Genomic DNA, 25,256 nt, shown 5'->3' with positions numbered 1-25,256 from the left:
CGGGTCAGCGCAGGGCGATGGCGGCCAGGGCGGCGTTGACGATGCTGCCGGGCAGCAGGTCGTGCAGTTCGTACAGCTCGGCGACACTGCCGGACTGGCCGAACTCGTCCACCCCGAGCGGTACCGCCGGCGCACCGACCGCCGACCCGAGCCAGGCCATCGCGTGCGACGCGGCGTCGTGCACGGTCACCACCGGCACCCGATCGGCGAACGCGGACCGCAGCGCGCCCGGCACGCTGGGCACCGTGGCCGTCCGTACGCCCTGCCGCAAGGTGCGCTGCCAGGCCCGGTAGAGCCGGTCCAGCGAGGTCACGTCCACCACGTGCGCGGCGATGCCCTCCTCGGCCAACTCCGCCGCGGCGGCCAGCACCTCGGGCAGCACCGCACCGGAGGCGGCCAACTGCACCACCGGTGCGTCGACCAGGTGCGGGTACGCCTGGTGCGCGTCGACCAGCCGGTACGCCCCGGCGACGACCTGCCGACGCAGCACCGCGTCGCCGAGCCGCGCCCGGGCCGCCTCGAACGGCGCCTGGTCCAGCGGTCGGGTGCTCAACCGGAAGTAGTACGCGCCGTCCTCGGCGGGTGCGGCGGTAGCGGCCGGCGTCGACCCGCCGGCGATCTGCCCGAGCGCGTCGCAGAGCAGCCAGTCGAGGGTGGCCGCGTACGCCGGCTCGACGAACGTCACCCCGGGCAGCTCCAGGCCCACCGACGCGGTGATGGTGGACTGGTGCGCGCCGCCCTCCGGGGCCAGGGTGATGCCGGACGGGGTGCCGGCCACCACGAACCGGGAGCCGGAGTACGTGCCGTACAGGAACGCGTCGAGGCCCCGCAGCACGAACGGGTCGTAGACCGTGCCCACCGGCAGCAGCGGCTGCCCGGACAGGTCCCAGGAGAGCCCGAGCTGGCCCAGCAGCAGGAACAGGTTCATCTCCGAGATGCCCAGCTCGATGTGCTGACCGGCGGGGCTCTGGATCCAGCGCAGCATCCGGTCCTCGGTCCAGGATCGCTGCTCGGTGGGGGCGAACACCCCGGTCTTGTTGATGAACCCGGCGAGGTTGGTGGAGGTGGCCACGTCCGGCGCGGTGGTGACCAGGTAGCGCCCCACCTCCCGGTCCCGCGCCAGGTCCACCAGCACCCGACCGAAGACCTCCTGGGTGGAGATCGGCTTGTTGGCGCGTACTCCCGTGCTCTCCGGGACGGTGACCCCCAGCGCCCGCTCGCGCGGCGCGCGGGACAGCGCCTCCCGGCGGGCGCCGGCCTGGATCCCGGCGGGCGACGCCGGGTCGAGCCGGTCCCACTCGGTCTCGGCGGTCAACCCCTGGGCGGCGCGCAGCGAGTCGACCTGCTCCGGGCTGAGCAGCGCGGAATGGTTACGCGGATTGCCGGCGATGGGCAACCCCCAACCCTTCACCGTGTACGCGAAGACGACGCTGGGCCGGTCGGTGACCGCGTCGCACTGGGCGTACGCGTCCAGCATCGCCTGAAGGTCGTGCCCGCCCAGGTCGGTGACGAGCGGGCCGAGTTCGTCGTCGGAGACGTCGGCGATCAGCTCGGCGATGCCGGTTGGAGCGCCGTCCAGGAACTGCTTGCGCAGTGCCGGCCCGGCCAGCCCGAACAGCGACTGGTACTGCTCGTTGGGCATCGCGTCGATCCAGTCGCGCAACGCCTCACCACCCGGCCGGGCGTACGCCTCGGCGAGCCGGCGGCCGTACTTGACCTCCACGACGTGCCAGCCGGCCGCCTCGAACTGACCCCGCCACTGGTTGATCCGGATGCCGGGGACCACCCGGTCCAGTGACTGGCGGTTGAAGTCGACCAGCCACATGGCGTTGCCCAGCCCGGTGGTCGCCGGGTCGGCCACCGCCTCCCAGATGTTCCCCTCGTCCAGCTCGGCGTCACCGATCAGCGCCACGAACCGGGAGTGCGGGCGGGCCCCGAAGTGCGCGTCGACGTAGCGGCGGGTGGCGGCGGCGAAGAGCGGCGCCGCCGCGCCCAGGCCGACGGACCCGGTGGAGAAGTCCACAGCGTCCGGGTCCTTCGTACGCGACGGGTACGACTGGAGGCCGCCCCGGGCCCGCAGTCGGGGCAGGTAGGAGCGGTCCAGGTTGCCGAGCAGGTACTGGATGGCGTGGAACACCGGGGACGCGTGCGGTTTCACCGCGACCCGGTCCTCGGCGTCCAGGTGCGCGAACCAGAGCGCGGTCATCGCGGTGACCAGGGACGCGCTGGACGCCTGGTGGCCGCCGACCTTCACACCGTCGCCGGTGGCCCGGTCATGGTTGGCGGCGTCCACGATCCGGGTGGCGAGCCAGAGCACCCGCCGCTGGATCTCGTCGAGGACATCGAGGTCGTGCTCGGTCACGGTGGCTCCATCCAGGCGTCGTCGTTGACGCCCTCGCGAGGGGTGCAGTACATGTTGATCATGAGGTTGACGGCAGTCGTCGATCGTCAAACCGCCGTCAACCTCATGATCGACGGTGGGGGGGGTCGGGTGGGACTCAGCCCTGGACGCCTAGGCGCTCCAGGATCAGCTCACGCAGGGTCTTCGCGTCGGCCTGACCGCGGGTGGTCTTCATGACCGCGCCGACCAGCGCGCCGACCGCCGCGACCTTGCCGCTGCGGATCTTGTCGGCGATGCCCGGGTTCGCGGCGATCGCCTCGTCCACGGCGGCGGTGAGCGCGCCGGTGTCCGACACGACCTCCAGGCCCCGGCTGGTCATGATCTCGGTGGGCGAACCCTCACCGTCGACCACGCCCTCCAACACCGTACGGGCCATCTTGTCGTTGAGCTTGCCGGCGTCGACCAGGCCCTGCAACTCGGCGACCTGGGCGGGGGTGGCACCGATTTCGGCCAGCTCCACGCCGCTCTCGTTGGCCCGGCGGGACAACTCACCCAACCACCACTTGCGGGCCGCCGCCGGGGTGGTGCCGGCGGCCACGGTGGCCTCGATCAGCTCGACCGCGCCGGCGTTCAACACCGACTGCATGTCCAGGTCGGAGAGGCCCCACTGCTCCTGGAGCCGACGCCGGTGCACCCGGGGCAGCTCCGGCAGGGCGGCCTTCAGCTCGGCCACCCAGGCCGGGTCCGGCGCGATCGGCACCAGATCCGGCTCGGGGAAGTACCGGTAGTCGGTCGCCGTCTCCTTCGAGCGGCCCGGGGTGGTGTCACCGGTGTCCTCGTGGAAGTGGCGCGTCTCCTGGGTGATCCGGCCGCCCGCGTCGAGCACCGACGCCTGCCGCAGCATCTCCGAGCGGACCGCCCGCTCCACCGACCGCAGCGAGTTGACGTTCTTCGTCTCGGTACGGGTGCCCCACTCCTGCCCCGGCAGGTTGAGCGAGGTGTTCACGTCGCAACGCAGCGAACCCTCCTCCATCCGCACGTCGGAGACGCCGAGGGTGCGGATCACGTCGCGCAGCTCGGCGACGTACGCCTTGGCCACCTCGGGGGCGAGCGCGCCGGTGCCCGTGATCGGCTTGGTGACGATCTCGACCAGCGGAATGCCGGCCCGGTTGTAGTCGACCAGCGACTCCGTCGCGCCGTGGATGCGACCGGTGGCACCACCGACGTGCAGGGTCTTGCCGGTGTCCTCCTCGAGGTGCACCCGCTCGATCTCGATCCGTACCGTCTCGCCGTTGACCTCGACGTCCAGGTAGCCGTCGACGCAGATCGGCTCGTCGTACTGGCTGATCTGGAAGTTCTTCGGCATGTCCGGGTAGAAGTAGTTCTTCCGGGCGAACCGGCACCACTCGGCGATCGAGCAGTTCAACGCCAGGCCGATCCGGATGATCGCCTCAATGGCCGCCTTGTTGGCCACCGGCAGCGAGCCGGGCAGCCCCAGACACACCGGGCAGACCCGGGTGTTCGGCTCGCCACCGAAGTCGGTCGGGCAGCCACAGAACATCTTGGTGTTCGTGCCCAGCTCGACGTGGGTCTCCAGGCCGATCACCGGTTCGAAACGCGCGACGACCTCGTCGTACGCGGGCAGTGTCGTGGTCATGAGACGCTCCAGGCGCGATCCGGACAGAACCGTTCCAGCCTAATCGGCTGGCCCGGCCACCCCGCTGCCGGGCTTCGAGATCAACGCGCGGGTCTGGTCCGGGCGTCACTCGGGTGTGGTGAAGCGCCGACGGTTGTAGGCCAGCACGAGCAGAATGCCACCGACGCAGAACGCCAGGACGCCCATCAGCAGCAGTACGACGGGCGAGCCCGCGCCGGTGAGCGGCAGCCACCCGCCCTTCGCCTTCGACGGCGTGGGCGTCGGCTGGGACGCCGCCGGGTCGCTCTCCGACGGTGTGGCGGAGGGGTCGTCGCTCGGTGTCGGCGTGGCGGTCGGGCCGGTCGGGGTCGCCGTGGGTGTGCTCGGGGCGGCAGCGGCGACGGTCAGCGACACGTCCCTCGTGGCACTGGTGCTGCGACCCTTCGCCTCGACGGTGAAGGTGAACGTGCCGACACTGCCGGGAGTGCCGCCGAGCCGGCCGTCCTTGTCGAGGGTGAGACCGTCCGGCAGGGCACCGCCGGCCAGGGCGAACGCGATGTCCGAGTCACCGTCGGCGGTGAACCGGAAGGAGTAGGAGCGGCCGACGGTGCCGGCGGGCGGGTTGCCGGAGGTGAAGGCGGCTGCGGGCGTGGCGACGACGATGGTGGCGGCCTGCTCGTCGAAGAGCTTGTTCTTGTCGGTCATCCGCAGCGTGAACGGGTAGGTGCCCGGCGTGGTCGGCGCGCCCCCCAGCGACGTCCCCACCACCAGCATCCCCGGCGGCAGACTGCCCGACACCACCGACAGCGCGTACGGCCCCGTGCCACCGCTCGCCTCGACCGTGTGGATCGCGTACACCTGCCCGAGGTACATCGGCGACCGGGGCTTGCCCGAGGTGATGGAGACCTTCTGCTGGCGTACCTCGATCGTCGCCCGCTGCTCACCGAAGAGGCCGTTCTTGTCGGTCATCCGCAGCGTGAACGGGAAGGTGCCCGGCGTGGTCGGCGCGCCCCCCAGCGACGTCCCCACCACCAACATGCCCGGCGGCAGACTGCCCGACACCACCGACAGCGCGTACGGCCCCGTGCCACCGCTCGCCTCGACCGTGTGGATCGCGTACACCTGCCCGATGTACATGGGTGATCGTGGCTTGCCCGACGTGATGGTGACGGTGTCGGCGGGGGCGGTGGCGACGGCTGGTTGCGCGACGCCCAGCAGCAATGCGGCAGCCATCGTCAGGGCCATGACCGGGCGAAGTGTCCCCATCGCACATCCAGGTCTTGATCGGAGCCGCTCGCGGCCGCCAGCGGACCACATCTCGTCGATCCAACAGACTCGGAGCTTATTCGACCAGTGCCACTGAACGCGGTCCATCCCCTGATCGGAGATCGTCGTGTCGCCGCGACGACGGCCGCGCCCGGCGCGGTCGTGGTGACCGCGCCGGGCGCGTGACGACTTCCGGTCCGAAGGCGGGCGGCCCGCCCCCGTACCGGCGGGTCAGAGGGCCGGCGGAGTGAACGTGCCGACGGCCGACTCCAACGCGGCGGCGACCCGGTACATCCGGTCGTCGGCCATCGTCGGGGCCATCACCTGCAAACCGACCGGCAGCCCCTCAGAGAGCCCGCACGGCACCGAGATGCCCGGCCCGCCGTACAGGTTCGTCGGGATCGTGTACAGGTCGGCCAGGTACATCTGGTACGGGTCGGCGGTCCGCGCGCCCATCGGGAACGCCACCGACGGGGTGGTCGGCGAGATCAGCGCGTCGACCCGCTCGAACGCGGCGGTGAAGTCCCGGGTGATCAGCGTCCGGACCTTCTGCGCCTGCCCGTAGTACGCGTCGTAGTAACCCGACGACAGCGCGTACGTGCCCAGCATGATGCGGCGCTTGACCTCCGGACCGAAACCGGCCTCCCGGGTCAGCGACATGACCTCCTCCAGCGACCGGTTGCCGTCGTCGCCGACCCGCAGGCCGAACCGGACACCGTCGAACCGGGCCAGGTTGGAGGAGCACTCGCTCGGGGCGATCAGGTAGTACGCCGGCAGCGCGTACGCGAACGTCGGGCAGGACACCTCGACGATCTCGGCGCCCATCTTGGTCAGCGCGTCCACCGACTCGCGGAACGCGGCCATCACGCCCGGCTCCGCACCCTCGCCGACGAACTCGCTCACGATGCCGAGCCGCACCCCGGTCAGGTCGCCGGTCGCGCCGAGCTTCGCCGCCGCCACCACGTCCGGCACCGGCTGCGGGATCGACGTGGCGTCCCGCGGGTCGTGCCCACCGATCACCTGGTGCAGCAGCGCCGCGTCGAGCACGTTGCGGGCACACGGGCCGGGGGTGTCCAGCGACGAGGAGAACGCCACCAGCCCGTAACGGGAGGTGCCGCCGTAGGTGGGCTTGGCACCCACCGTGCCGGTGACCGCACCGGGCTGGCGGATCGAACCGCCGGTGTCCGAGCCGATCGCCAACGGCGCCTCGTACGCGGCCAGCGCGGCGGCGCTGCCACCACCCGAGCCACCGGGGATCCGGCCCAGGTCCCACGGGTTGTGCGTCGGCCCGTACGCCGAGTATTCGGTGGAGGAGCCCATCGCGAACTCGTCCATGTTGGTCTTGCCGAGCATCACCGTGCCGGCCTCGCGCAGCCGCTGCACGATCGTGGCGTCGTACGGCGGGCGCCAGCCCTCCAGGATCTTCGACCCGACGGTCGTCGGTACGCCCCGGGTGGCGAGCACGTCCTTGACCGCGACCGGCACACCCGCGAGCGGGCCCAGCTCCTCGCCGGCGGCCCGGCGCTCGTCCACCGCGCGGGCGGCGGCGAGCGCGCCTTCGGTGTCGACGTGCAGGAAGGCGTGCACCCGGTCGTCGACCGCGGCGATCCGGTCCAGGTGCGCCTGGGTCACCTCGACGGCCGAGGTCTCGCCCCCGGCGACCAGGCTCGCGATCTCCGTCGCGGTCATTCTGGTCAGGTCGGTCATGAAGCCACATCCTCGGTCAGGATCCGCGGAACGCGGAACCGCTGGTCCTCGGCGTCGGGCGCACCGGACAGCGCCTCCTCCGGCGTCAGGCACGGCGTGACGACGTCCTCGCGGAAGATGTTGGTCAGCGGCACCGAGTGCGAGGTCGGCGGGATGTCCGCGGCGGCGACCTCGCCGACCTGAGCGACCGCCTGGAGGATCACGTCGAGCTGGCCGGCGAACGTGTCCAGCTCCTCCTCGGTGACGGCGAGCCGCGACAGGCGCGCCAGGTGCGCGACCTCCTCGCGGGAGATGGCGGCCATCCGTGCCCCCTTCTGAATTCCTGCTGGTCGGGCGGTGTGCCGGCCGCGCGACAGCTGAAGCGTGACACGCGGTGACCGGAGCGAGTCTATTGTTCCGCTCCGGTGCCGCGTCCTCGACTCCCCCTCCGCCGGCCCTCGTGCCGGTCAGCGGTTGGGGCGGCGAGCGGCGTCGGACTGCGAATGTCCGCCGGTCGGGCGGACCGGCCGGTACCGGGCCAACCAGGTGACCAACTCCTCGGCCGGCATCGGCCGGGCGTAGAACCAGCCCTGAGCGGCATCACAGCCGGCGGCGTGCAACATCCGCCAGGTCCGCTCGTCCTCGACCCCCTCGGCGACCACCCGCAGCCCGAGAGCGCCGGCCAGCTCGATCATCGACCGGACGATCGCCGCGTCGTCGGCATCATCGGCCATGCCCAGCACGAACGAGCGGTCCACCTTCACCTCGGACAGCGGCAGGCGGCGCAGGTGTTGAAGGGAGGAGTAGCCGGTGCCGAAGTCGTCCAGCGCGATGGCCACCCCGATCCGGTGCAGCTGGGAGATGGTGGCCAGCACCCGACGCGGGTCGGCCATCAACGCGCCCTCGGTGATCTCGACCTGTAGCCGCTCGGCCGGCACCCCGTACCGGGCCAGCCGGTCGGCGATCTGATCGGCGATCTCGCCGGTGTGCAGGTCACGCACGCTCACGTTCAGCGCCGCGCGCAGACCGATGCCCGCCGCCGACCACTTGGCGAGCTGCTCCACCACGTCGTCGACGACACGACGGGTGAGCAGCCGCATCACGGCGCTCTGCTCGGCGACCCGGATGAGTTCCTCCGGGTCGACCATGCCCCGCCGCGGGTGCCGCCACCGCAGCAGAGCCTCGACGCCGACCACCTCACCGGTCGCGATGGCGATCTGCGGCTGGTAGTACATGGTGATTTCCCCGGCGTCGTCGGCCGGCTCACCGTCGGCGTGCGCCCACCCGGTCGATTCGGTGGGCTGCCCCGGCGTGCCCGACCCGACGTCCCGCCGCGCCCCGGGACGACCCTTGCCGACCGCGCCGCCGTTCGGTGACCGCCGTCCGTTCCCGGCCCCGGCGCGTCGCTCCCGAGCCGGGGCGGAATGGGAACCGGCGACCGTGGCACGAGCGTTGCGGCCCCGGATCGGGTCAGCTCCGGTGGCGATCTGGTTGATCAGCTCATCGGAGTGCACCAGCTCGGCGTCGGTGCGCCGACGGCGTGCCCACCACCGGGCCGTCCCCGACGGCGCGGTGGCGACCGGCGGCGCCGGGTCCGCCGTCGGCGCGGCCTGGCCGGGTGCCACCGTGGGCAGCGCCGCCCCGTCACCGCCGCGCACCTCCGCCGTCACCACCAGGGGTACGTCGGCCGCCCGCTCGGCGTCACCGTCGGCTTCGGCGTCGAAGGGCGCCTCGGCCGGTGGGCTGGCCTCCAGTACGCGGCGCAGGTCGGCGAGGAGACCGAGTCGTTCGGCGGAATTGTGGTCCGACTCCGGGGCGTACACCGCCACCGTGTCGTTGCGGTGCTTGGCGTCGTACATCGCCACGTCGGCGTGGCGCATCAGGGTGGCGAAGTCCTCGCCGTGCTCCGGGAAGAGAGCGATCCCGATCGACCCGCCCACGTCCAACGGCAACCCGTCGATCGGCACCGGCTCGGCCAGCGCCTGGACCACCCGATCGGCCAACTCCCGGGCCTGACCGACGTCGGTCAGCCCGGTCATCACGATGGCGAACTCGTCACCGCCGAGCCGGGCGATCATCTGTGGTCGGGGCCGCACGTCGGTGAGCCGAGCGCTCACCTCGACCAGCAGCCGGTCGCCCACGGCGTGCCCCAGGGCGTCGTTGACGTTCTTGAAACGGTCCAGGTCGATCAGCAGCAGCGCCAACTGCCCGTCGGGTTCACCACGGGCGGTCCGCTCGGCATGCAGGTGCACCTGCTCCGCCACCTCGGCCAACAGGGCCTTGCGGTTGGGCAGCCCGGTCAGCGGGTCGGCGGCGGCGAGGTGCTGCTGTTCGTTGGTCAACCGCGCCATCCGGTAGACGGCGAAGAGCGGCACCAGCACCAGCGGGATCAGCGCGGCGCTGACCCGCGCCGCGGCGACCAGCACCGGGGCGAGCAGCAACAGCGAACCGGTGGAGAGCAGCTCGAAGCCGAGACCCTGACGGACGGTCGGCCACCAGCGATCCCCGAACCGCAACCGCACCGCCCAGCTGACCAACCCGTAGTTGACGACGAACCAGGCCAGCGTGGCGCCGCCGACCGCCGCCACGTCGGTCCAGTGCAACCGCCCGCCGGAGAAGATGATGCCCGACCCGAGCTGGATCACCCCGTACGCGGCGGCGAGAGCACACGCGTACTGGCCGACGTTGAACGCCGTACGCCACGCGGCGTGCCGCATCCGCCAACCCGAGACGATCACCCCGACCGCCTGCACCACCACCGCCGGGCCGAGGCCCCAGCCCAGCAGGATCGCGAAGGTGAAGCAGGTGGACGGGAACACCGCCGACGTCTGCCGGCGTCCCGGTGGAACGAACGGGCGGGCGTCGCACACCACGGCGAGCGCGGCCATCGTCCAGAACGCCACCGGCAGCCGGGACAGTTCACCGGGGAGCGCGGCGAGGGGAACGGCGGCGGTCAGCGCGGCGACCACCAGGATGCCGGCGACGAAGGCGGCGAACGGTGCGACCCGTCCCGCCGGAAGCGAGTTGCGTGGGTCGGCGACCTCCACCACACCTCCCGACCGACCATCGGCGTGCCGGTGCGCACGCCGTGACCCAATGAAACGCCCTCGGCCCCCAATTTCCCGGTATGACAGTCACGAATCGGTCGTAGTCGTAATTAAGTTGGTATACGCGGCCAGGCGCGCTGTGAAGCCGCCGGCCAGGTCAACCGCCCAGCTGAGCGACGTCCCGCGCGGCGTCCGGGCCCGCGTCCAGCAGGAGCCGGAACCCGTCCTCGTCGAGCACCGGCACCTTGAGACTGGCGGCCTTGTCGGCCTTCGACCCGGGGTTGTCCCCCACCACCACGAAGCTCGTCTTCTTGGAAACCGACCCGCTGACCTTCCCGCCCCGGCTCTGCACGGCCTCGGCGGCCTGGTCGCGGGAGAAACCGGCGAGCGTGCCCGTCACCACCACCGTCAACCCCTCCAACGGGCGCGGCCCCTCGTCGACCGCCTCCTCAGCCATCCGTACGCCGGCCTCGGCCCACTTACGGACCACCTCGCGGTGCCAGTCCACCGCGAACCACTCCCGGATGCTGGCCGCGATGGTCGGCCCGACCCCGTCGACGGAGGACAACTCCTCCTCGGTGGCCGCGTCGATGGCGTCCATCGAACGGAAGTGCCGGGCGAGCGCCTGGGCGGCGGTCGGGCCCACGTGCCGGATGGAGAGCGCCACCAGCACCCGCCACAGATCCCGCTCCCGGGCGACCGCGAGATTGTCCAGCAACTTGGTGGCGTTGCTGCCCAGGCTGCCGTCCTTGTTGACGAAGAAGGGCGACCGCGACAACTGCTCGGCGTCGAGCTGGAAAAGGTCCCCCTCGTCGCTGATGATCTGCGCGTCGAGCAGGGCTGCCGCGCCCTTGTAGCCGAGCACCTCGATGTCGAACGCACCCCGACCGGCGAGGTGGAACACCCGCTCCCGCAGCTGCGCCGGGCAGCTGCGGGTGTTGGGGCACCGAATGTCGACGTCGCCCTCCTTGGACGGCGCGAGCGGGGTGCCGCAGGCCGGGCAGTTGGTCGGCATGACGAACGGCCGGGCATCGGCGGGCCTCAGGTCGACCACCGGGCCGAGCACCTCGGGAATCACGTCGCCGGCCTTGCGCAGCACCACCGTGTCGCCGATCAGCACCCCCTTGCGCTCCACCTCGCGGGCGTTGTGCAAGGTGGCGAGCGCGACGGTGGAACCGGCCACCCGCACCGGCTCGAGCACGGCGAACGGGGTGACCCGGCCGGTGCGCCCCACGTTGACGTCGATGTCGAGCAGCTTGGTGGTGACCTCCTCCGGCGGGTACTTGAAGGCGATCGCCCAGCGCGGCGCACGACTGGTCGACCCGAGCCGGCCCTGGATGGAGACCGGGTCGACCTTGACCACCACACCGTCGATCTCGTGCTCGACGTCGTGCCGGTGCTCGGCGTAGTAGGCGATGAACTCCGCCACGCCGGCCAGGTCCGGGACGACCCGCCACCGGTCGCTGGTCGGCAACCCCCACGACTTGAGAGCCGCGTACGACTCGGACTGCGCCGTGGGCTGGAACCCACGCCGGGCGCCGATGCCGTGCACCACCAGGCGCAGCGGCCGGGTGGCGGTGACCCGTGGATCCTTCTGCCGCAGGCTGCCCGCCGCGGCGTTGCGGGGGTTGGCGAAGGGCGCCTTGCCCTGCTCCACCAGACCCGCGTTGAGATCGGCGAACGCGGCGATCGGGAAGTAGATCTCGCCGCGGACCTCCACCAGGGCGGGAATGTCCGGGAATTCGGCGGACGCGGTGAGCTGACTGGGCACGTCGCGGATGCTGCGCACGTTGGCGGTGACGTCCTCACCGGTGCGCCCGTCACCCCGGGTGGCGGCCCGGACCAGCCGACCGTTCTCGTAGGTCAGGTTGATCGCCAGCCCGTCGACCTTCAACTCGCACAGGTACGGCACCGGGCCGCCCGCGTCCCGTTCGACCCGCTCGGCCCAGGCGGCCAACTCCTCGTCCGCGAAGGCGTTGTCGAGCGAGAGCATCCGCTCGGCGTGGGTGACGGGAGTGAAGTCGGTGGAGAACGTGCCGCCCACCCGTTGGGTCGGCGAATCGGGCGTCCGCAGCGCCGGAAACTCCGCCTCCAGCGCCTCCAACTCGCGCAACTGCCGGTCAAAATCAGCGTCGGGAATGGTCGGCGCATCCAGGACGTAGTAGCGGTACTGATGCTCGGTCAACTCCTGACTGAGCGCGGCATGCCGCTCCCGGGCCTGCGGCGTCGGCTCCACTCCGGCCGCCGCCTCCTGCGCCGGGCTGACCTGCTGACCGATCTGCTCCTCGGACACACCGCCACCTTCGGACACGCCTGCGACCTCCCTGATCACGCTACTCCGGCACGGTATCGGGCCGGTGGGACAATCCGTCGCCCACCCGCGCCGGCAGCGACCTCGCCCTCAGTGGCGTTCGCTGACCGCTCGCTGCTCGTCGTCGTCGCAAGGCCGATCCAGCTGGTGATCATGGGCGAGTAGTGGGGTGCCTCGGCAACTGCGGTGTGGTTGGCGGGCGGCCCGCACCACGGCGTGCGAGGATCGCCGGACGATGGCGGTCCGTGGGCCGCCGGGAGGCGGAGGTACGGATGCCCGAGGCACTGCTCTGGGCGGTGGCGATCCTGCTGGCGGTGGCCGCCGGTTGGGCGTGGAACAGTTGGCGGCACCGGGTGTCCAGCCGGAGTCCGGGCACCCGGCCGGGACGGGGCGGCACCGCTGCCCGTCGTCCCACCCCGCCACGCCCCCGTGGCGCCGATCGGCCATCGACCAAGCCCCGGCCACGCGACACCAGCCGGCACGACGACACCCCCGCGCCCGGTGAGATCTGGTGGGCCGACGTGCCGTACGCCGACGGCAGCGGGTCGAAGGTGCGCCCGTGCCTGGTGCTACGCGCCGACTCCCGTAGCGCCGACGTCCTGAAGATCACCAGCCAGGACAAGAGCGACCGGGACGACCACGTCCAGATTCCCACCCGGGACTGGGACCCCGACGCGGAGCACGACAGCTACCTCAGCCTCACCGAGCCGATCCGACTCAGCTCGGACGCCTTCGCCGACCACGCCGGCCGCTGCGACGCCGACCTGTGGCGAAAGGTCCGCAGCCTGCGCCACCTCCCCACCCCCTGACCGCCCCCTCGCCAGCTTTCCCCACCCCTCGCCACCGCCAGACCAGCCCGCCACTCCTCGCCAGCCCGACCGGTCCTCCCCAGCCCGACCGGTCCTCCCCCGCCCGACCGGTCCTCCCCAGCCCGACCGGTCCTCCCTCACCCCTAGCCATGTCCGACCGGCCCTCGCCCTCGCTCGTGGCTGCCCACCAGCCATGATCGACTCGGGCTCCTGAAAGTCGCGGTGTCCCACGCCGACGGACACCCCGGTTTTCAGGAACCCGAGTCGATCAAGCCCGAACAGACCCGGCCAGGCAGACCGGACGGGCGGGCCAGGCAGGCGGCCGCCTAATCGGCCCTCGCCACCCTCGTGGCCGCCCACCAGCCATGATCGACTCGGGCTCCTGAAAGTCGCGGTGTCCCACGCCGACGGACACCCCGGTTTTCAGAAGCCCGAGTCGATCAAGCCCGAACAGACCGGCCAGGCAGACCGGACAAGCCAAATTAGCCAGGCGAGCCGACCAGGCAGACCAGGCCGGACGCAGACCAGGCCGGACGCAGACCAGGCCGGACGCAGACCAGACCGGACGCAGACCAGACCGGACGCAGACCAGACCAGACCGGACGCAGGGGCCGGGGCATGGGTAGGGGGCGTGGTCAGTCCCAGGCCGCGCCGAGCGTGGCCAGTTGGTCCGCGTACTCGATGCGGTCGGCCCACTCGCCCGGCCAGGCGGTCATGCCGACGGACGCGCCCACGAAAGCGCCGGCCAGGGCGGCGATCGAGTCGGAGTCGCCGGCGGTGGTCGCGCCCCGGGCCAGCGCCGTGACCGGATCGTCGGCGTGCCGTACGGCGCAGAGCAGCGCGGTGGCCAGCGCCTCCTCCGCCACCCAGCCCTCCCCGGTGGCGCGGCACGGGTCGCCGCCGTCGTCCGGTCGCCGCAGCGCGTTGGTCAGTCGGTCGAGCACCGCGAGGCACTCGTCCCACCCTCGGGCGATGAACTCCTCCGGCGTGCCGACCCCCGGGCGCTGCCAGAGGTCATCCAGCCACTGCTCCCGGTAGACCAGGCGCTGGGACCGCGCCCGCTCGGTGAGAACGGCGGGAAGCTCGGCCAGCGTGGTGCCCGCCCGCAGCGCGAAGACGGCGTACGCGGTGAGTTCGCTGGCGGCCAGCCCGGTCGGGTGGCCGTGGGTCAGCCCGGCCTGCAACTGGGCCAACCCGGCCAGCGTGTCCAGGTCGACGTCGAGCAGGCCGACCGGGGTGACCCGCATGTTGGCTCCGCAGCCCTTCGACCCGGCCACGGTCGCCTCCTGCCACCGCAGGCCCCGCCCCAACTCCGCACAAGCGCGCAGGCAGGTCATGCCCGGTGCACGGTTGTTGTCCGGGCTGACCGCCCAGGCCAGAAAACGCCTGCGCAACAGCGGCTCCACCACCTCCGGGGTGAGCGAGGGCGCCTCGTGCAGCGCCCAGGCCACCGCGAGCGCCATCTGGGTGTCGTCGGTGACCAGCGCCGGCTCCCCGGACAGCTCACGGGGGCCGGTCGGGCCGTAGCGGCGCTCAATCTCGGCGACGGTCAGGAACTCGGTCGGCTTGCCCAGGGCGTCACCGTAGGCGAGGCCGAACAGCGAACCGGAGGCACGGCCGGAAACCGAACCCGAGGCACGGCCGGCGACCGCACCGGAGAGCGAACCCGAGGCACGGCCGGCGACCGCACCGGAGAGCGAACCGGAGGCACGGCCGGAGAGCGGACCGGAGTCGCGCGGCGCAGAGTTTTGGATCACGGCGGCCATCATGCCCGGCCGCCGCAACCTACTAAGAACGCTCAGTCCCAGCAGAGGCAGAACGGGTGGCCGGCCGGATCGGCGTACACCCGGAAGCCCTCGCCCTCGCCGGGCAGCCGCCGCGCCCCGAGCGCGAGCGCCGCCTTCTCGGCGGCCTCGATGTCGTCCACCGTCACGTCGAGGTGGAACTGCTGTGGACGCTCGGGGTCCGGCCAAGCCGGCTCGCGCAGGTTGAGCGCCTGCTGGAAGGCGAGGCGCGGCTGGTGACCGGGCGGGCCGCCGAGCACCACCCAGTCGTCATCGGAGTCGCCCTCGGCGAGAGGTACGCCGAGCAGCTCGGCGTAGAACGCCGCCAACGCCCGTGGATCCGGGCAGTCGATCACCACTGAACGCAACTGTCCAATCATGACCGTCATCCTGCCCACCCGGTACGACAGGAAACCTCAATCCTCGGTGAAGCGCCGGCCGGCGTCCCGGCACGCGGCGAGCACCGCGCGGGCGTACTGCGGGGTCGCGCCGGCGAGGCCGCAGGCCGGGGTGACCACCACCTGCTCGGCGAGCTGCCGACGGGGAAAGCCGAGGCGGTCCCAGAGCTGTCGTACCCGATCGGCGATCTGTGCGGAGGTCGGCGCGCCACCGGCCGACGGTGGCCGGGTCGGCGCGGCCCCGGCCAACAACCCGAGGCCCGCGTCGAGCGCCTCGCCCAGCGGGTCGAGGTCGGTGACGAGGTCCAGGTCGAGGGCGACCGCGACAGCGCCGGTGGAACGGATCAGTTCCAGCGGCACGTCCGGGGCGCAGCAGTGCACCAGCGTGGGCACGCCGACCGTGTCGACGACCGTGCGCAGCAGGGCGGCGGCGTCCACCGACTCGACCGCCCGGTACGCGCCCAGCCCGCTCTCGGTCGGCACCCGCCCGGCCAGCACGCTCGGCAGTGACGGCTCGTCCAGTTGCAGCAGCACCGATGCCTGGGGCAGCCGACGGGCGACCGCCGCTACGTGCCCGCGCAGCCCTTCGGCGAGGGAGCCGGTCAGGTCGCGGACCGCGCCGGGGTCGCGCAGCAGTCGGCCACCGATCGGCAACTCCAGGGAGGCGGCCAGGGTGAGCGGCCCGGTGGCCTGCACCTTGATCGGCCCGGCGTACCCCTCGGCCTGCTCGGTGAGCTGGTCCAGGTCGCGTTCCATCAGGTCCCGGGCTCGGCGCAGGTCACGGCCGGCGCGTGGGGCGACCCGCCACCGCCCCGCGTACACCTCGACGGGGAGTTCGACGAGCAGCCCGGCGGACCGGCCGATCATGTCCGCGCCGGGGCCACGGGCGGGCAACTCGGGCAGGTGCGGCAACTCGGGAAGCTCACCGAGGACCACCCGCTGCGCCTCGCCGATGTCGGTGCCGGGCAGCGAACCAATTCCGGTGGCCGCGCCGGCCGGCCAGGGCCACGCCTGATCTGTCACGGCCGAAGGCTATCCCGCGACCATCCCGGCCGTGCGGTCAGCCGGTGATGGTCGCGGAGCCGAGGACCACGTCGCCGGCCGGGTCCGGTCGGTACGCCACCACGGCCTGACCGGCGGCGACGCCACGGACGGGTCGGCGCAGCTCGGCGTGCAACCGGTCACCGTCGAGGGCGACGGTGGCCGGCACCACGTCGCCGTGTGCGCGCAACTGCACCTCACACTCGACCGGGGCGTCCGGACGTGCGCCGCCGGTCCAGACCGGACGTACGGCGTGCACGTCGGAGACCTCCAGCGCCTCGGCCGGGCCGACCGTCACCGTGTTGGTCTTCGGGGTGATGGAGAGCACGTAGCGCGGTCGGCCGTCCGGGGCGGGCCGGTCCAGGTGCAGCCCGCGACGCTGCCCCACCGTGTACGCGTACGCGCCGCTGTGGCTGCCGACGACCGCGCCGGTGGTGGCGTCCACCACGTCGCCGGGCGCTTCGCCGAGCCGGCCGGCCAGGAAGCCGCGGGTGTCCCCGTCGGCGATGAAGCAGATGTCGTGCGAGTCCGGCTTGTCGGCCACCGCCAGGCCACGCTCGGCGGCCTCCGCGCGGACCTGCGCCTTGGTCGAGTCACCGAGTGGGAAGATCGACCGGTCGAGCTGCTCGCGGGTGAGCACGGCGAGCACGTACGACTGGTCCTTGGCTAGGTCGACGCTGCGCCGCAGCAGCCCGTCCGCGCCGAGGCGGGCGTGGTGACCGGTCACCACCGCGTCGAAGCCCAGGGCCACCGCCCGGTCCAGCACCGCCGCAAACTTGATCTTCTCGTTGCAGCGGAGGCAGGGGTTCGGCGTGCGGCCGGCCGCGTACTCGGCGACGAAGTCGTCGACCACGTCCTCGTGGAAGCGGTCGGCCATGTCCCACACGTAGAACGGGATGCCGATCACGTCGGCCGCCCGCCGCGCGTCCCGGGAATCCTCCAGGGTGCAGCAGCCGCGCGCGCCGGTCCGATAGGTCTGTGGGTTGCGCGCGAGAGCCAGGTGTACGCCGGTCACGTCGTGCCCGGCCGCCACCGCCCGCGCCGCCGCCACGGCCGAGTCAACCCCACCCGACATCGCTGCCAGAACCCTCACCGACCCACTCCCCTTCCCCGCCCCTGTCCCACTCTCGTTCCCCCCACAACAACCCTATCCACCAGCCCCGACAACCCCCCGACCCGGCAAACCCCGTCGAGCCTGCCCCCCCTCCGTCGATCATGGAGTTGTGGTGCCCGGAAGCAACCGAAGAGCACCTTTTGCCCCCCACCACAACTCCATGATCGACGCCGAAAAGGGCGCGGGAGTCGGGGGACGAGGGGGCAGGCGGGCTAGCGGGGGGTTCTTAGGGCGGCGGCTCGGCGGGCTCGGTCTACTGCTGCTGGGAGGGCGGCGATGAGGGCGTCGACGTCGGCCTGGGTGCTGGTGTGGCCGAGGGTGAAGCGCAGCGAGGAGCGGGCGCGGTCGTCGTCGGCGCCCATCGCGAGCAGCACGTGGGAGGGCTGGGCCACGCCGGCCGAGCAGGCGGAGCCGGTCGAGCAGGCGATTCCCTGCGCGTCGAGCAGGAGCAGCAGGGCGTCGCCCTCGCAGCCGGGGAAGGAGAAGTGCGCGTTGCCGGGCAGCCGGTCGGTCGGGTCACCGTTGTAGATCACCTCGGGCACCGCCTGCCGAACCCGCTCGATCAGGTCGTCGCGGAGCGCGGCCACCCGGGCGGCGTACTCCTGCTGGCCCTTCACGGCCGTCTCGACGGCGACGGCGAACGCGACGATGCCGGCGGTGTCGAGGGTGCCGGAGCGGATGTCGCGTTCCTGGCCGCCGCCGTGCAGCAGCGGCGTGGCCGGCACGTCCCGGGCGAGCAGCAGCGCGCCCACCCCGGTCGGGCCGCCCAACTTGTGCCCGGTGACGGTCAGCGCGGCGACCCCGCTGGCGCCGAAGTCGACGGGCACCTGACCGACCGCCTGGATGGCGTCGGTGTGGAAGGGCACACCGTGTTCGGCGGCGACGGCGGCCAGCTCGGCCACCGGCTGGACGGTGCCGACCTCGTTGTTCGCCCACATCGCGGTGACCACGGCCACCTGGTCGGCGTGCGCGGCCAGCTCGGCGCGCAGGGCCTGCGGGTCGAGGCGACCGACGGCGTCCACCGGTAGCCAGCCGACGTCGGCGCCCTCGTGTTGGGCCAGCCAGTCGACCGCGTCCAGCACCGCGTGGTGCTCGACGGCGCTGGAGACCACCCGACGTCGGTCGGGACTGGCGCTCCGGCGGGCCCAGAAGATGCCCTTGACCGCGAGGTTGTCGCTCTCCGTGCCGCCACCGGTGAAGATCACCTCAGAGGGCCGAGCGCCCAGCACCGCGGCCACCCGCTCGCGGGACTCTTCGACTCGGCGGCGGGCACGGCGACCCGCCGCGTGCAGGGAGGACGCGTTGCCGACCTCGCGGGCGGTAGCGACGTACGCCTCCAGTGCCTCGTCGAGCATCGGAGTCGTCGCCGCGTGATCCAGGTAAGCCATCGCCGTTCAGCGTACGGCCGACACCTTGGGGACCGGATGCCGGAGGGGACTGCCCGCCGGACGGGGCGACGGCTCCGGCGGCCACGGGTGACGCCCGAGTTCTCCAGGACGGCCAACTACATCCGCATGTGGCGAATCTCCCGAGCGTCCCGGGGTACTACGAGGTCTGGCTCATCAACCCGACGAGGGAGATGTTCTCGGTGGGCACCCTGACGGGCTGATCGGCGGGCCGGCTCAGCTCCCCGGCTCGCCGATCAGCTCCCCAAACGGCAGTGGCCGCCCGGAGTCCGGACGGCCACTGACAGGTTGCGGGGTCACTTACGCTTGCGGATCTCCTCGGCGGCCTGCGGGACGACCTTGAACAGGTCGCCCACCACACCGAAGTCGGCCAGCTCGAAGATCGGCGCCTCGCCGTCCTTGTTGACCGCGACGATGGTCTTCGAGGTCTGCATGCCGGCCCGGTGCTGGATGGCGCCGGAGATACCGAGGGCGACGTAGAGCTGCGGGGAGACCGTCTTGCCGGTCTGGCCCACCTGGAACTGGTGCGGGTAGAAGCCGGAGTCGACGGCCGCCCGGGACGCGCCGACGGCACCGCCGAGCAGGTCGGCCAGTTCCTCGACCAGCTTGAAGTTGTCGGCGTTGCCGACGCCGCGACCACCGGAGACGACCACGCCGGCCTCGGTCAGCTCGGGGCGGGAGCCCTTCTGCTCGGCGACCCGCTCGACGACCCTGGCCAGCTTGTCGGTGTCGGTGACCGACACGCTGAGCTGCTCGATCGTGGGGGTGGCCGCCGCCGGGGCGGGGGTGACCGAGTTGGGCCGGACGGTGACCAGCGGCAGGCCCTTGGTGACCTTGGACTTGACGATGGTGGAGCCGGCGAAGGCGACCTGCGTCGCGGTGCCGTCGGCGTCCAGGCCGACCACGTCGGTCAGGATGCCGTTGTCGAGCTTGACGGCGAGGCGGGCGGCGATCTCCTTGCCCTCCTGGGCCGAGGCCAGCAGCACCGCGGCCGGCTGCACCCGCTTGACCAACTCGGCCAGCACGGTCGCCTTGGGGGCCACCAGGTAACCGTCGATCTCGTCACCCTCGGCGGCGTAGATCTTCTCCGCGCCGTACTCGCCCAGCTTGCCGCTCAGCGCCTCGGCCGCGCCGGCGCCACCGAGCACCACCGCGCTCGGGGTGCCCAGCTCGCGCGCGAGGGTGAGCATTTCCAGGGTGACCTTCTTGACGCCGAATTCCTTGGTGGCTTCGACGACGACGAGAACCTCAGACATGTCAGAACCCCCCTCTCACACGAACTTCTCGGTGGCGAGGAACTCGACCAGCTTGACGCCGCCCTCGCCCTCATCAGTGATCTTGGCACCGCCGGAGCGCGGGGGCCGCTTGGTGTGCTCGACGACCGCGCTGGTCGCGCCGTCGAGGCCCACCTCGTCGGCCGCGACGCCGAGGTCGGCCAGGGAGAGCGTCTGCACCGGCTTCTTCTTGGCGGCCATGATGCCCTTGAAGGAGGGGTAGCGCGGCTCGTTGATCGTGTCCCAGACGGAGACCACGGCCGGGGTGGCGGCGGTGACCACCTCGTAGCCCTCCTCGGTCTGCCGCTCGACGGTCAGCGTCGCGCCGTCGACGGTGAGCTTGCGGGCACCGGTGAGCGCCGCGACACCCAGCCGCTCGGCGATCATGTGCGGCATGACCTGCACCCGACCATCGGTGGACTCGGCACCGCAGATGACCAGGTCAGCGCCGAGCTGACCGAGCGCGGCGGCGAGCACCTTCGAGGTGGCGACGGCGCACGAGCCGTGCAGGGCGTCGTCCAGCACGTGCACGGCCTTGTCCGGGCCCATGGAGAGCGCCTTGCGGATCGACTCGGTCGCCCGGTCCGGACCCATGGTCAGGATGGTGACCTCGCCCCCGTGCGCCTCCTTGATCTTCAGCGCCTCCTCGATGGCGTACTCGTCCATCTCGTTGATCACGTTGTTCGCCGAACCGCGGTCGACGGTGTTGTCGTCATTGCGCAGGTTGCGGTCCGCGCCCGAATCGGGCACCTGCTTGACGAGTACGACGATGTTCATCGCGCTTCGACGACCCTCCTGTGTGGTGGTGCGATTCGCTCGCCCGGTCTGGGGCGCAGCGTCGCGCGTCGGTCGACACCAGGTCAACCGGGGGCGGTTGTGCAGTTGCCCACGGGCGCAATGTTACCTGCCAGTAGGTTGCGGCCCCGCAGCACACAGAGTGACACAGCTCACCGAGCCGAGGCCGGTCAGGCTGGCTCGGCCAACGCGACCCGGATCTGGTCGATGGCCGCCGCCTCGGCCGGCGCCACCCCGTCGTGCGCCCGGGCCACCTGGTCCGCCGCGGCCAACACCAGCGCGCGGTACGCGTCCACGTCCCCCGGGGACTTCTCGCGCAGGATGCGCACCGCGCGCCCCAACGCCGGCAGCACCACCGACTCGATCTCCAGCTGCGAGTCCCGGGGAATCCGCGGCAGCGGTCCGGTGGTCAACGCCTCCTTGACCGTGCCACTGGCGTCGGCCAGCGCGCCGGACGCGGCGATGCTCTCCCGGATCACCCCCAGGACTCCCGGGTCGGCGTTGGAGACCAGGAAGACAGCACCGAAGGCGCCGGTCTTGAGGGTCAACCGTTCCTCGTCCGTCAACCGCTGCTCCATGATCACGGAGTGTAGACGTACGGGGTGGTGGTGGTGACCGGGACGAGGCCGAGCCGCTGGAGGATGGGCCGGCTGTCCTCGGAACAGTCGACCTGCATCAGCGTCCGGCCCCGCTGTTCGGCCAGCCGCGCCCGGTAGTTGACCAGCGCCCGGTAGATGCCCTTGCGCCGCCACTGCGGCAGGGTCGAGCCACCCCACAACGTGGCGAAGCCGGTGTTCGCCGGGAACCGCACCCAGCCGGCGCTCACCACCGTTTCGTCCGCCTCAGCGACCACCACGGTGATCGAGTTCGGGTCGGCGTCGATCTCCTTGGCCAGCCCCCACACCAGGTGCGAGCGGTCCTCCTGCCAGACCTCCTCCTCCATGGCGGCGATCCGCTCCAGGTCCGCCCGGGAGGTCACCTCACGCAGGCGTACCCCCTCGGGGACGACCGGCAGCGCGGCGGCCAGCGGCGCGACCGGGCCGACCACGACGGTCTCCCGGTCCTCCGGCACGAAGCCGGCAGCGCGCAGGCGGTCCGCCAGGTCCGCCGGTTCGTCGTGTTCGTTGAGCTTCCACTCCGCCGACTCGCCCCGCTCACGGCACAACCGCACCTGCCGGGCGATCAGCTCGTCCAGCGCGTCACCGGTCAACCCGCCCAGATCGCGGTAGGTGATGAAGCCACCGGCGTCGAGTCCGGAGATCCGGACCAACGGCCCGTCCCGCTCCACCGTCACCCCCGCCGGGACCGGGTCGGGGATCTCCGGGCGGAGCTGATTGTCGTAGGCGTCGCGCAACGTCATTACGTCGAGATCAGTCACCGGCCCAGGTTAGGCGGGAGGGGAAGCGAATAATCGGCACCGTGTGGAAGACGATCAGGCGGTGGTTCGACCCAGCGGAGCTGCGCTCGGTCGGTGAGCCGCCGGACTACCGCTTCTCCCTGGCCAACGAACGCACCTTCCTGGCCTGGCTGCGCACCGGGTTGGCGCTGGTCGGCGGCGGGTTGGCCGCCGCCCAGTTCCTGCCACCGCTGCCGATGAGCCACCTACGGGAGGTGATCGCGGTGGCCCTGCTGCTGCTCGGCGCGGCGGTCGCGATCCGCGCGGTGGACCACTGGGCGCGGACCGAACGGGCCATCCGGCTCGGTCAGGAGCTGCCCGCGTCCCGCTTCCCCGCCATCCTGGCGCTCGCCGTGGGCGTCGGCGCGTTACTGCTGGTGGTCGCCGTCCTGATGCGGGCGGTCGGCGACCGGTGAGCACCGGACGCGACCCCGGGCTGCAAGCGGAGCGGACCCGGCTGGCCTGGCGGCGCACCCTGCTCACGATCACGGTGGTGACCGTGCTCGCCGTCCGCCTGGCGTCGACGGGCGACCCGACCGGGGCGCTGATCGCCGGCGTGACCGTGCTGGTGTGGGGCGCGCTGCTCGCGCTCTGCTGGCCGCGTGCCACCGGCACCGGACCGGCCCGCACCGGTGGTCGCACGCTGCCCCTGGTCACCGTGGGCACCGTGGTCCTCGCGTCACTGGGAGTGCTGCTGGCGCTTCGCGGACTGTGGTGACGGGATCCGGTGCGCCATGATGGGTGCATGGCCCGGCTTGGCATCCTCCTCTTCCTGGTGCAGATCGTCCTCGCGGTCTGCGCGCTGATCAGCTGTCTCTCCGCCGAGGAGGGCCAGATCCGCGCCCTTCCCCGGATCGCCTGGGTGCTGATCATCTTGTTCTTCCCGCTGGTCGGCTCGATCGCCTGGTTCGTCGCCGGCCGGGAGCCCAGCCCCACCCCTCGGAAGGGCTGGCTGGGCGGCACCACCAGCGTCGAGCGGCAGCGCCCCCGGCCGGTGGCGCCCGACGACGACCCGGAGTTCCTGCGCTCCGTGCAGGAGCGCGCCCAACAGCAGGACCAGGAACTCTTCCGCCGCTGGGAGGAAGACCTGCGGCGGCGCGAGGACGACCTGCGCCGCCGCGACGGTGAGCCGCCGCGGGAGGGCGACCGACCGGAGGTGTGAACGCGCCGCCGCCACCCCGGCAGGGGCGACGGCGGCGGGCGCGGCTCAGGCCAGATTCGACGACCGGGGGTACGCGTCGGTCGGGTCGGTGAGCACGTTCACCAGGTACGGCACACCGGAGTCGAACGCCCGCTGGAGCGCCGGGCCCAGGTCGGCCGCCTTGGCGACCGTCTCCCCCGCGCCACCGAGCGCGCCGACCACCGTGTCGTAGCGCAGCTCCGGCTGGAGGTCGGCGGCCACGTCGTAGCCGTACATGGCCCGCATCGGGTGCTTCTCCAGCCCCCAGATGCCGTTGTTGCCGACGACGATCACCACCGGCAGCTTCTGGCGGACCAGCGACTCGACGTCCATCAGCGAGAACCCGGCCGCGCCGTCGCCCATCAGCACGCAGATCTGCCGGTCCGGGTGACTGACCCGGGCCCCCATCGCGTAACCCATGCCGGTGCCCAGGCAGCCGTACGGGCCCGGGTCCAGCCAGGTGCCGGGCTGGGCCGGCTCCAGGTACCGCCCGGCGTACGACACGAAGTCACCGCCGTCGCCGATGGTGATCGCGTCCGGGGCGAGCACCCGACGCAGCTCGCCGTAGATCCGGGCCGGGCGGATCGGGTCGGTCTCGGCGGCCATCTCCGCGGCGTCGCGCGCCTTCGCCGCGTCCTCGGCCACGCGCAGGTCGGCGATCCAGTCGGCGTGGGCGGCCCGGTCACCGGAGTGGTCGGCCAGCGCGGAGAGGATCAGGCGCAGGTCGCCGGCGGGGGCAGCGGCCGGCTGCACGTGCGTCGCCCGCTGGCTGGGCGCGTCGACGATGTGCACCACCTTGGCGTCACCGAAGTCACCGAAGCTGAGCCGGAAGTCGAGCGGGGTGCCCACCACCACGACCACGTCGGCGCCGGAGAGCGCGGCCCGGCGGGCCTTGGCGAACGCGAGCGGGTGCTCCGGCGGAAGCGAACCGCGACCCATGCCGTTGGTGAAGACCGGCACCTGCAACGCCTCGGCCGCCTCGCGCAGGGCGGCGACCGCGTCGCCCGCGTACACGTCGGAGCCGGCGATGATGACCGGCCGCTGCGCCCCCGCGATGAGCAGCGCGGCGCGGCCGACCTCCTCCGGGTCCGGCGCGATCGGGTCGACACCCGTCACGGTGGGCAGCTCGGCGTCGGCGACCGAGAAGACCGTCTCCAACGGGAAGTCGAGGAAGGCCGGGCCGCGGTGCGGGGTGAGCGCGGCGTGCAGCGCCGCACCCACCGCACGCGGGATGTCGTCGGTGCTGAACACCGTCTCGGCGTGCTTCGTGACCGGGGCGACCAGCGGCAGGTGGTCCATCTCCTGCAGGCTGCCCGAGCCCCAGCGGAACGCGGGCGCGCGGCCGCCGAGCACCAGCACCGGTGACGCGTTGAAGAACGCGCTGGTCATACCGGAGATGCCGTTGGTGACGCCGGGCCCGGCGGTGAGCACGGCGAGGCCGGGGCGGCGCTGGAGCTTGGCCACCGCCTCGGCGGCGAAGACCGCGGACTGCTCGTGCCGGACGTCGTAGATCGGGAAGTCGGTCTTGTGCGCGGCGTCGTAGAGCGGGAAGACGTGCCCACCGGACAGCGTGAACATCTCCCGTACGCCGTGCGCGCGCAGTGCCGCGAGCGCCAACTCGCCGCCGTGACCCTCGATCCGCTCCGTCATGTCGCTCCCATCGTCCGTGGCCGGGATCACAGGTTACCGGCCAGTCACCTACTGCCCCGACCGTGGCCCCGGCTGGCGGAAGCCGTCCAGCTCAGCGCCGTGGAAACGGCCGCGCCCGCCCG

The 25,256-nt window shown here is 72.3% G+C and carries 21 protein-coding genes and 1 pseudogene; 5 read left to right on the top strand and 17 right to left on the bottom strand.

The features are described from left to right. Positions 1-4: 4 nt before the first annotated feature. From EV382_RS31585 to ligA, 7 genes are all read right to left on the bottom strand, one after another. A complete protein-coding gene (locus EV382_RS31585) occupies positions 5-2,362 on the bottom strand; it encodes a transketolase-like TK C-terminal-containing protein (RefSeq protein ID WP_130407950.1) in 2,358 nt (785 codons plus the stop codon). 136 nt (positions 2,363-2,498) lie between these two features. After that, positions 2,499-3,998 carry an Asp-tRNA(Asn)/Glu-tRNA(Gln) amidotransferase subunit GatB gene (gene gatB / locus EV382_RS31580; protein ID WP_130407948.1) on the bottom strand — a complete coding sequence of 500 codons (1,500 nt, stop codon included), beginning with the start codon at positions 3,996-3,998 and terminating at the stop codon, positions 2,499-2,501. 105 nt (positions 3,999-4,103) lie between these two features. Beyond that, positions 4,104-5,210 (bottom strand): putative Ig domain-containing protein, encoded by a 1,107-nt coding sequence (locus tag EV382_RS31575; protein WP_244236874.1) that lies wholly within the window; start codon positions 5,208-5,210, stop codon positions 4,104-4,106. 264 nt (positions 5,211-5,474) lie between these two features. Continuing rightward, on the bottom strand, positions 5,475-6,950 hold the full coding sequence (gatA, locus tag EV382_RS31570) for an Asp-tRNA(Asn)/Glu-tRNA(Gln) amidotransferase subunit GatA (RefSeq protein WP_130407944.1): 1,476 nt from the start codon (positions 6,948-6,950) through the stop codon (positions 5,475-5,477). Further along, positions 6,947-7,252, bottom strand: a complete 306-nt coding sequence (gene gatC, locus EV382_RS31565) for an Asp-tRNA(Asn)/Glu-tRNA(Gln) amidotransferase subunit GatC (RefSeq protein WP_091393256.1) — start codon at positions 7,250-7,252, stop codon at positions 6,947-6,949. Before gatC ends, gatA begins: the two co-directional genes overlap by 4 nt. 144 nt (positions 7,253-7,396) lie before the next feature. Beyond that, the gene (locus tag EV382_RS31560) at positions 7,397-9,976 is read right to left on the bottom strand and encodes a putative bifunctional diguanylate cyclase/phosphodiesterase (protein ID WP_130407942.1); all 2,580 of its coding nucleotides are present in this window, start codon (positions 9,974-9,976) and stop codon (positions 7,397-7,399) included. Between the two features lie 157 nt (positions 9,977-10,133). Beyond that, positions 10,134-12,269 (bottom strand): NAD-dependent DNA ligase LigA, encoded by a 2,136-nt coding sequence (gene ligA / locus EV382_RS31555; protein ID WP_130407940.1) that lies wholly within the window; start codon positions 12,267-12,269, stop codon positions 10,134-10,136. A gap of 263 nt (positions 12,270-12,532) precedes the next feature. Here ligA and EV382_RS31550 point away from each other — a divergent pair, with 263 nt between their 5' ends. Next, positions 12,533-13,096, top strand: a complete 564-nt coding sequence (locus tag EV382_RS31550; RefSeq protein WP_244236873.1) for a type II toxin-antitoxin system PemK/MazF family toxin — start codon at positions 12,533-12,535, stop codon at positions 13,094-13,096. 635 nt (positions 13,097-13,731) lie between these two features. Here EV382_RS31550 and EV382_RS31540 read toward each other — a convergent pair. The 5 genes from EV382_RS31540 to EV382_RS31520 form a co-directional block, all read right to left on the bottom strand. Continuing rightward, a complete protein-coding gene (locus EV382_RS31540; protein ID WP_244237018.1) occupies positions 13,732-14,697 on the bottom strand; it encodes an ADP-ribosylglycohydrolase family protein in 966 nt (321 codons plus the stop codon). 197 nt (positions 14,698-14,894) lie between these two features. Further along, positions 14,895-15,260: a VOC family protein gene (locus EV382_RS31535; protein WP_208758528.1), complete on the bottom strand. Its 366-nt coding sequence runs from the start codon at positions 15,258-15,260 to the stop codon at positions 14,895-14,897. A 36-nt stretch (positions 15,261-15,296) separates the two neighbouring features. Then, positions 15,297-16,301 carry a uroporphyrinogen decarboxylase/cobalamine-independent methonine synthase family protein gene (locus EV382_RS31530; RefSeq protein WP_130407936.1) on the bottom strand — a complete coding sequence of 335 codons (1,005 nt, stop codon included), beginning with the start codon at positions 16,299-16,301 and terminating at the stop codon, positions 15,297-15,299. Between the two features lie 37 nt (positions 16,302-16,338). Next, the gene (mnmA, locus tag EV382_RS31525; RefSeq protein WP_036412479.1) at positions 16,339-17,412 is read right to left on the bottom strand and encodes a tRNA 2-thiouridine(34) synthase MnmA; all 1,074 of its coding nucleotides are present in this window, start codon (positions 17,410-17,412) and stop codon (positions 16,339-16,341) included. Between the two features lie 233 nt (positions 17,413-17,645). Then, positions 17,646-18,821 (bottom strand): cysteine desulfurase family protein, encoded by a 1,176-nt coding sequence (locus tag EV382_RS31520; protein WP_130407934.1) that lies wholly within the window; start codon positions 18,819-18,821, stop codon positions 17,646-17,648. Between the two features lie 77 nt (positions 18,822-18,898). On the opposite strand from EV382_RS31520, the pseudogene EV382_RS33725 reads away from it, so the two are divergent. Beyond that, positions 18,899-19,039: pseudogene (locus EV382_RS33725) on the top strand (anti-sigma factor); the annotation flags it as partial. Positions 19,040-19,135: 96 nt separating this feature from the next. Here the strand turns inward: EV382_RS33725 and EV382_RS31510 are convergent. The 4 genes from EV382_RS31510 to EV382_RS31495 all read right to left on the bottom strand — a co-directional run bounded on the left by EV382_RS31510 (position 19,136) and on the right by EV382_RS31495 (position 22,286). Then, positions 19,136-20,095, bottom strand: a complete 960-nt coding sequence (locus EV382_RS31510) for an electron transfer flavoprotein subunit alpha/FixB family protein (protein ID WP_130407932.1) — start codon at positions 20,093-20,095, stop codon at positions 19,136-19,138. Between the two features lie 15 nt (positions 20,096-20,110). Continuing rightward, a complete protein-coding gene (locus tag EV382_RS31505) occupies positions 20,111-20,890 on the bottom strand; it encodes an electron transfer flavoprotein subunit beta/FixA family protein (RefSeq protein ID WP_130407930.1) in 780 nt (259 codons plus the stop codon). Between the two features lie 188 nt (positions 20,891-21,078). Then, on the bottom strand, positions 21,079-21,492 hold the full coding sequence (locus EV382_RS31500; protein ID WP_130407928.1) for a hypothetical protein: 414 nt from the start codon (positions 21,490-21,492) through the stop codon (positions 21,079-21,081). Next, positions 21,489-22,286, bottom strand: a complete 798-nt coding sequence (locus EV382_RS31495) for a GNAT family N-acetyltransferase (RefSeq protein WP_130407926.1) — start codon at positions 22,284-22,286, stop codon at positions 21,489-21,491. Before EV382_RS31495 ends, EV382_RS31500 begins: the two co-directional genes overlap by 4 nt. Before the next feature lie 41 nt (positions 22,287-22,327). Here EV382_RS31495 and EV382_RS31490 point away from each other — a divergent pair, with 41 nt between their 5' ends. The 3 genes from EV382_RS31490 to EV382_RS31480 are packed head-to-tail and all read left to right on the top strand — an operon-like array spanning position 22,328 to position 23,466. Beyond that, the gene (locus EV382_RS31490; RefSeq protein WP_130407924.1) at positions 22,328-22,720 is read left to right on the top strand and encodes a YidH family protein; all 393 of its coding nucleotides are present in this window, start codon (positions 22,328-22,330) and stop codon (positions 22,718-22,720) included. Continuing rightward, the gene (locus tag EV382_RS31485; protein WP_130407922.1) at positions 22,717-23,022 is read left to right on the top strand and encodes a DUF202 domain-containing protein; all 306 of its coding nucleotides are present in this window, start codon (positions 22,717-22,719) and stop codon (positions 23,020-23,022) included. Before EV382_RS31490 ends, EV382_RS31485 begins: the two co-directional genes overlap by 4 nt. A 27-nt stretch (positions 23,023-23,049) precedes the next feature. Beyond that, positions 23,050-23,466 (top strand): PLD nuclease N-terminal domain-containing protein, encoded by a 417-nt coding sequence (locus EV382_RS31480; RefSeq protein WP_130407920.1) that lies wholly within the window; start codon positions 23,050-23,052, stop codon positions 23,464-23,466. A 45-nt stretch (positions 23,467-23,511) separates the two neighbouring features. Here EV382_RS31480 and EV382_RS31475 read toward each other — a convergent pair whose 3' ends face one another. Continuing rightward, on the bottom strand, positions 23,512-25,134 hold the full coding sequence (locus tag EV382_RS31475; RefSeq protein WP_130407918.1) for an acetolactate synthase: 1,623 nt from the start codon (positions 25,132-25,134) through the stop codon (positions 23,512-23,514). Between the last annotated feature and the right edge of the window lie 122 nt (positions 25,135-25,256).

This window comes from Micromonospora violae, from assembly GCF_004217135.1.
In the GTDB taxonomy this organism is placed as follows: Bacteria; Actinomycetota; Actinomycetes; order Mycobacteriales; family Micromonosporaceae; genus Micromonospora; species Micromonospora violae.
The sequence above is the reverse complement of the archived record's forward strand: the minus strand, read 5'-3'. Positions and strand labels throughout refer to the sequence as shown.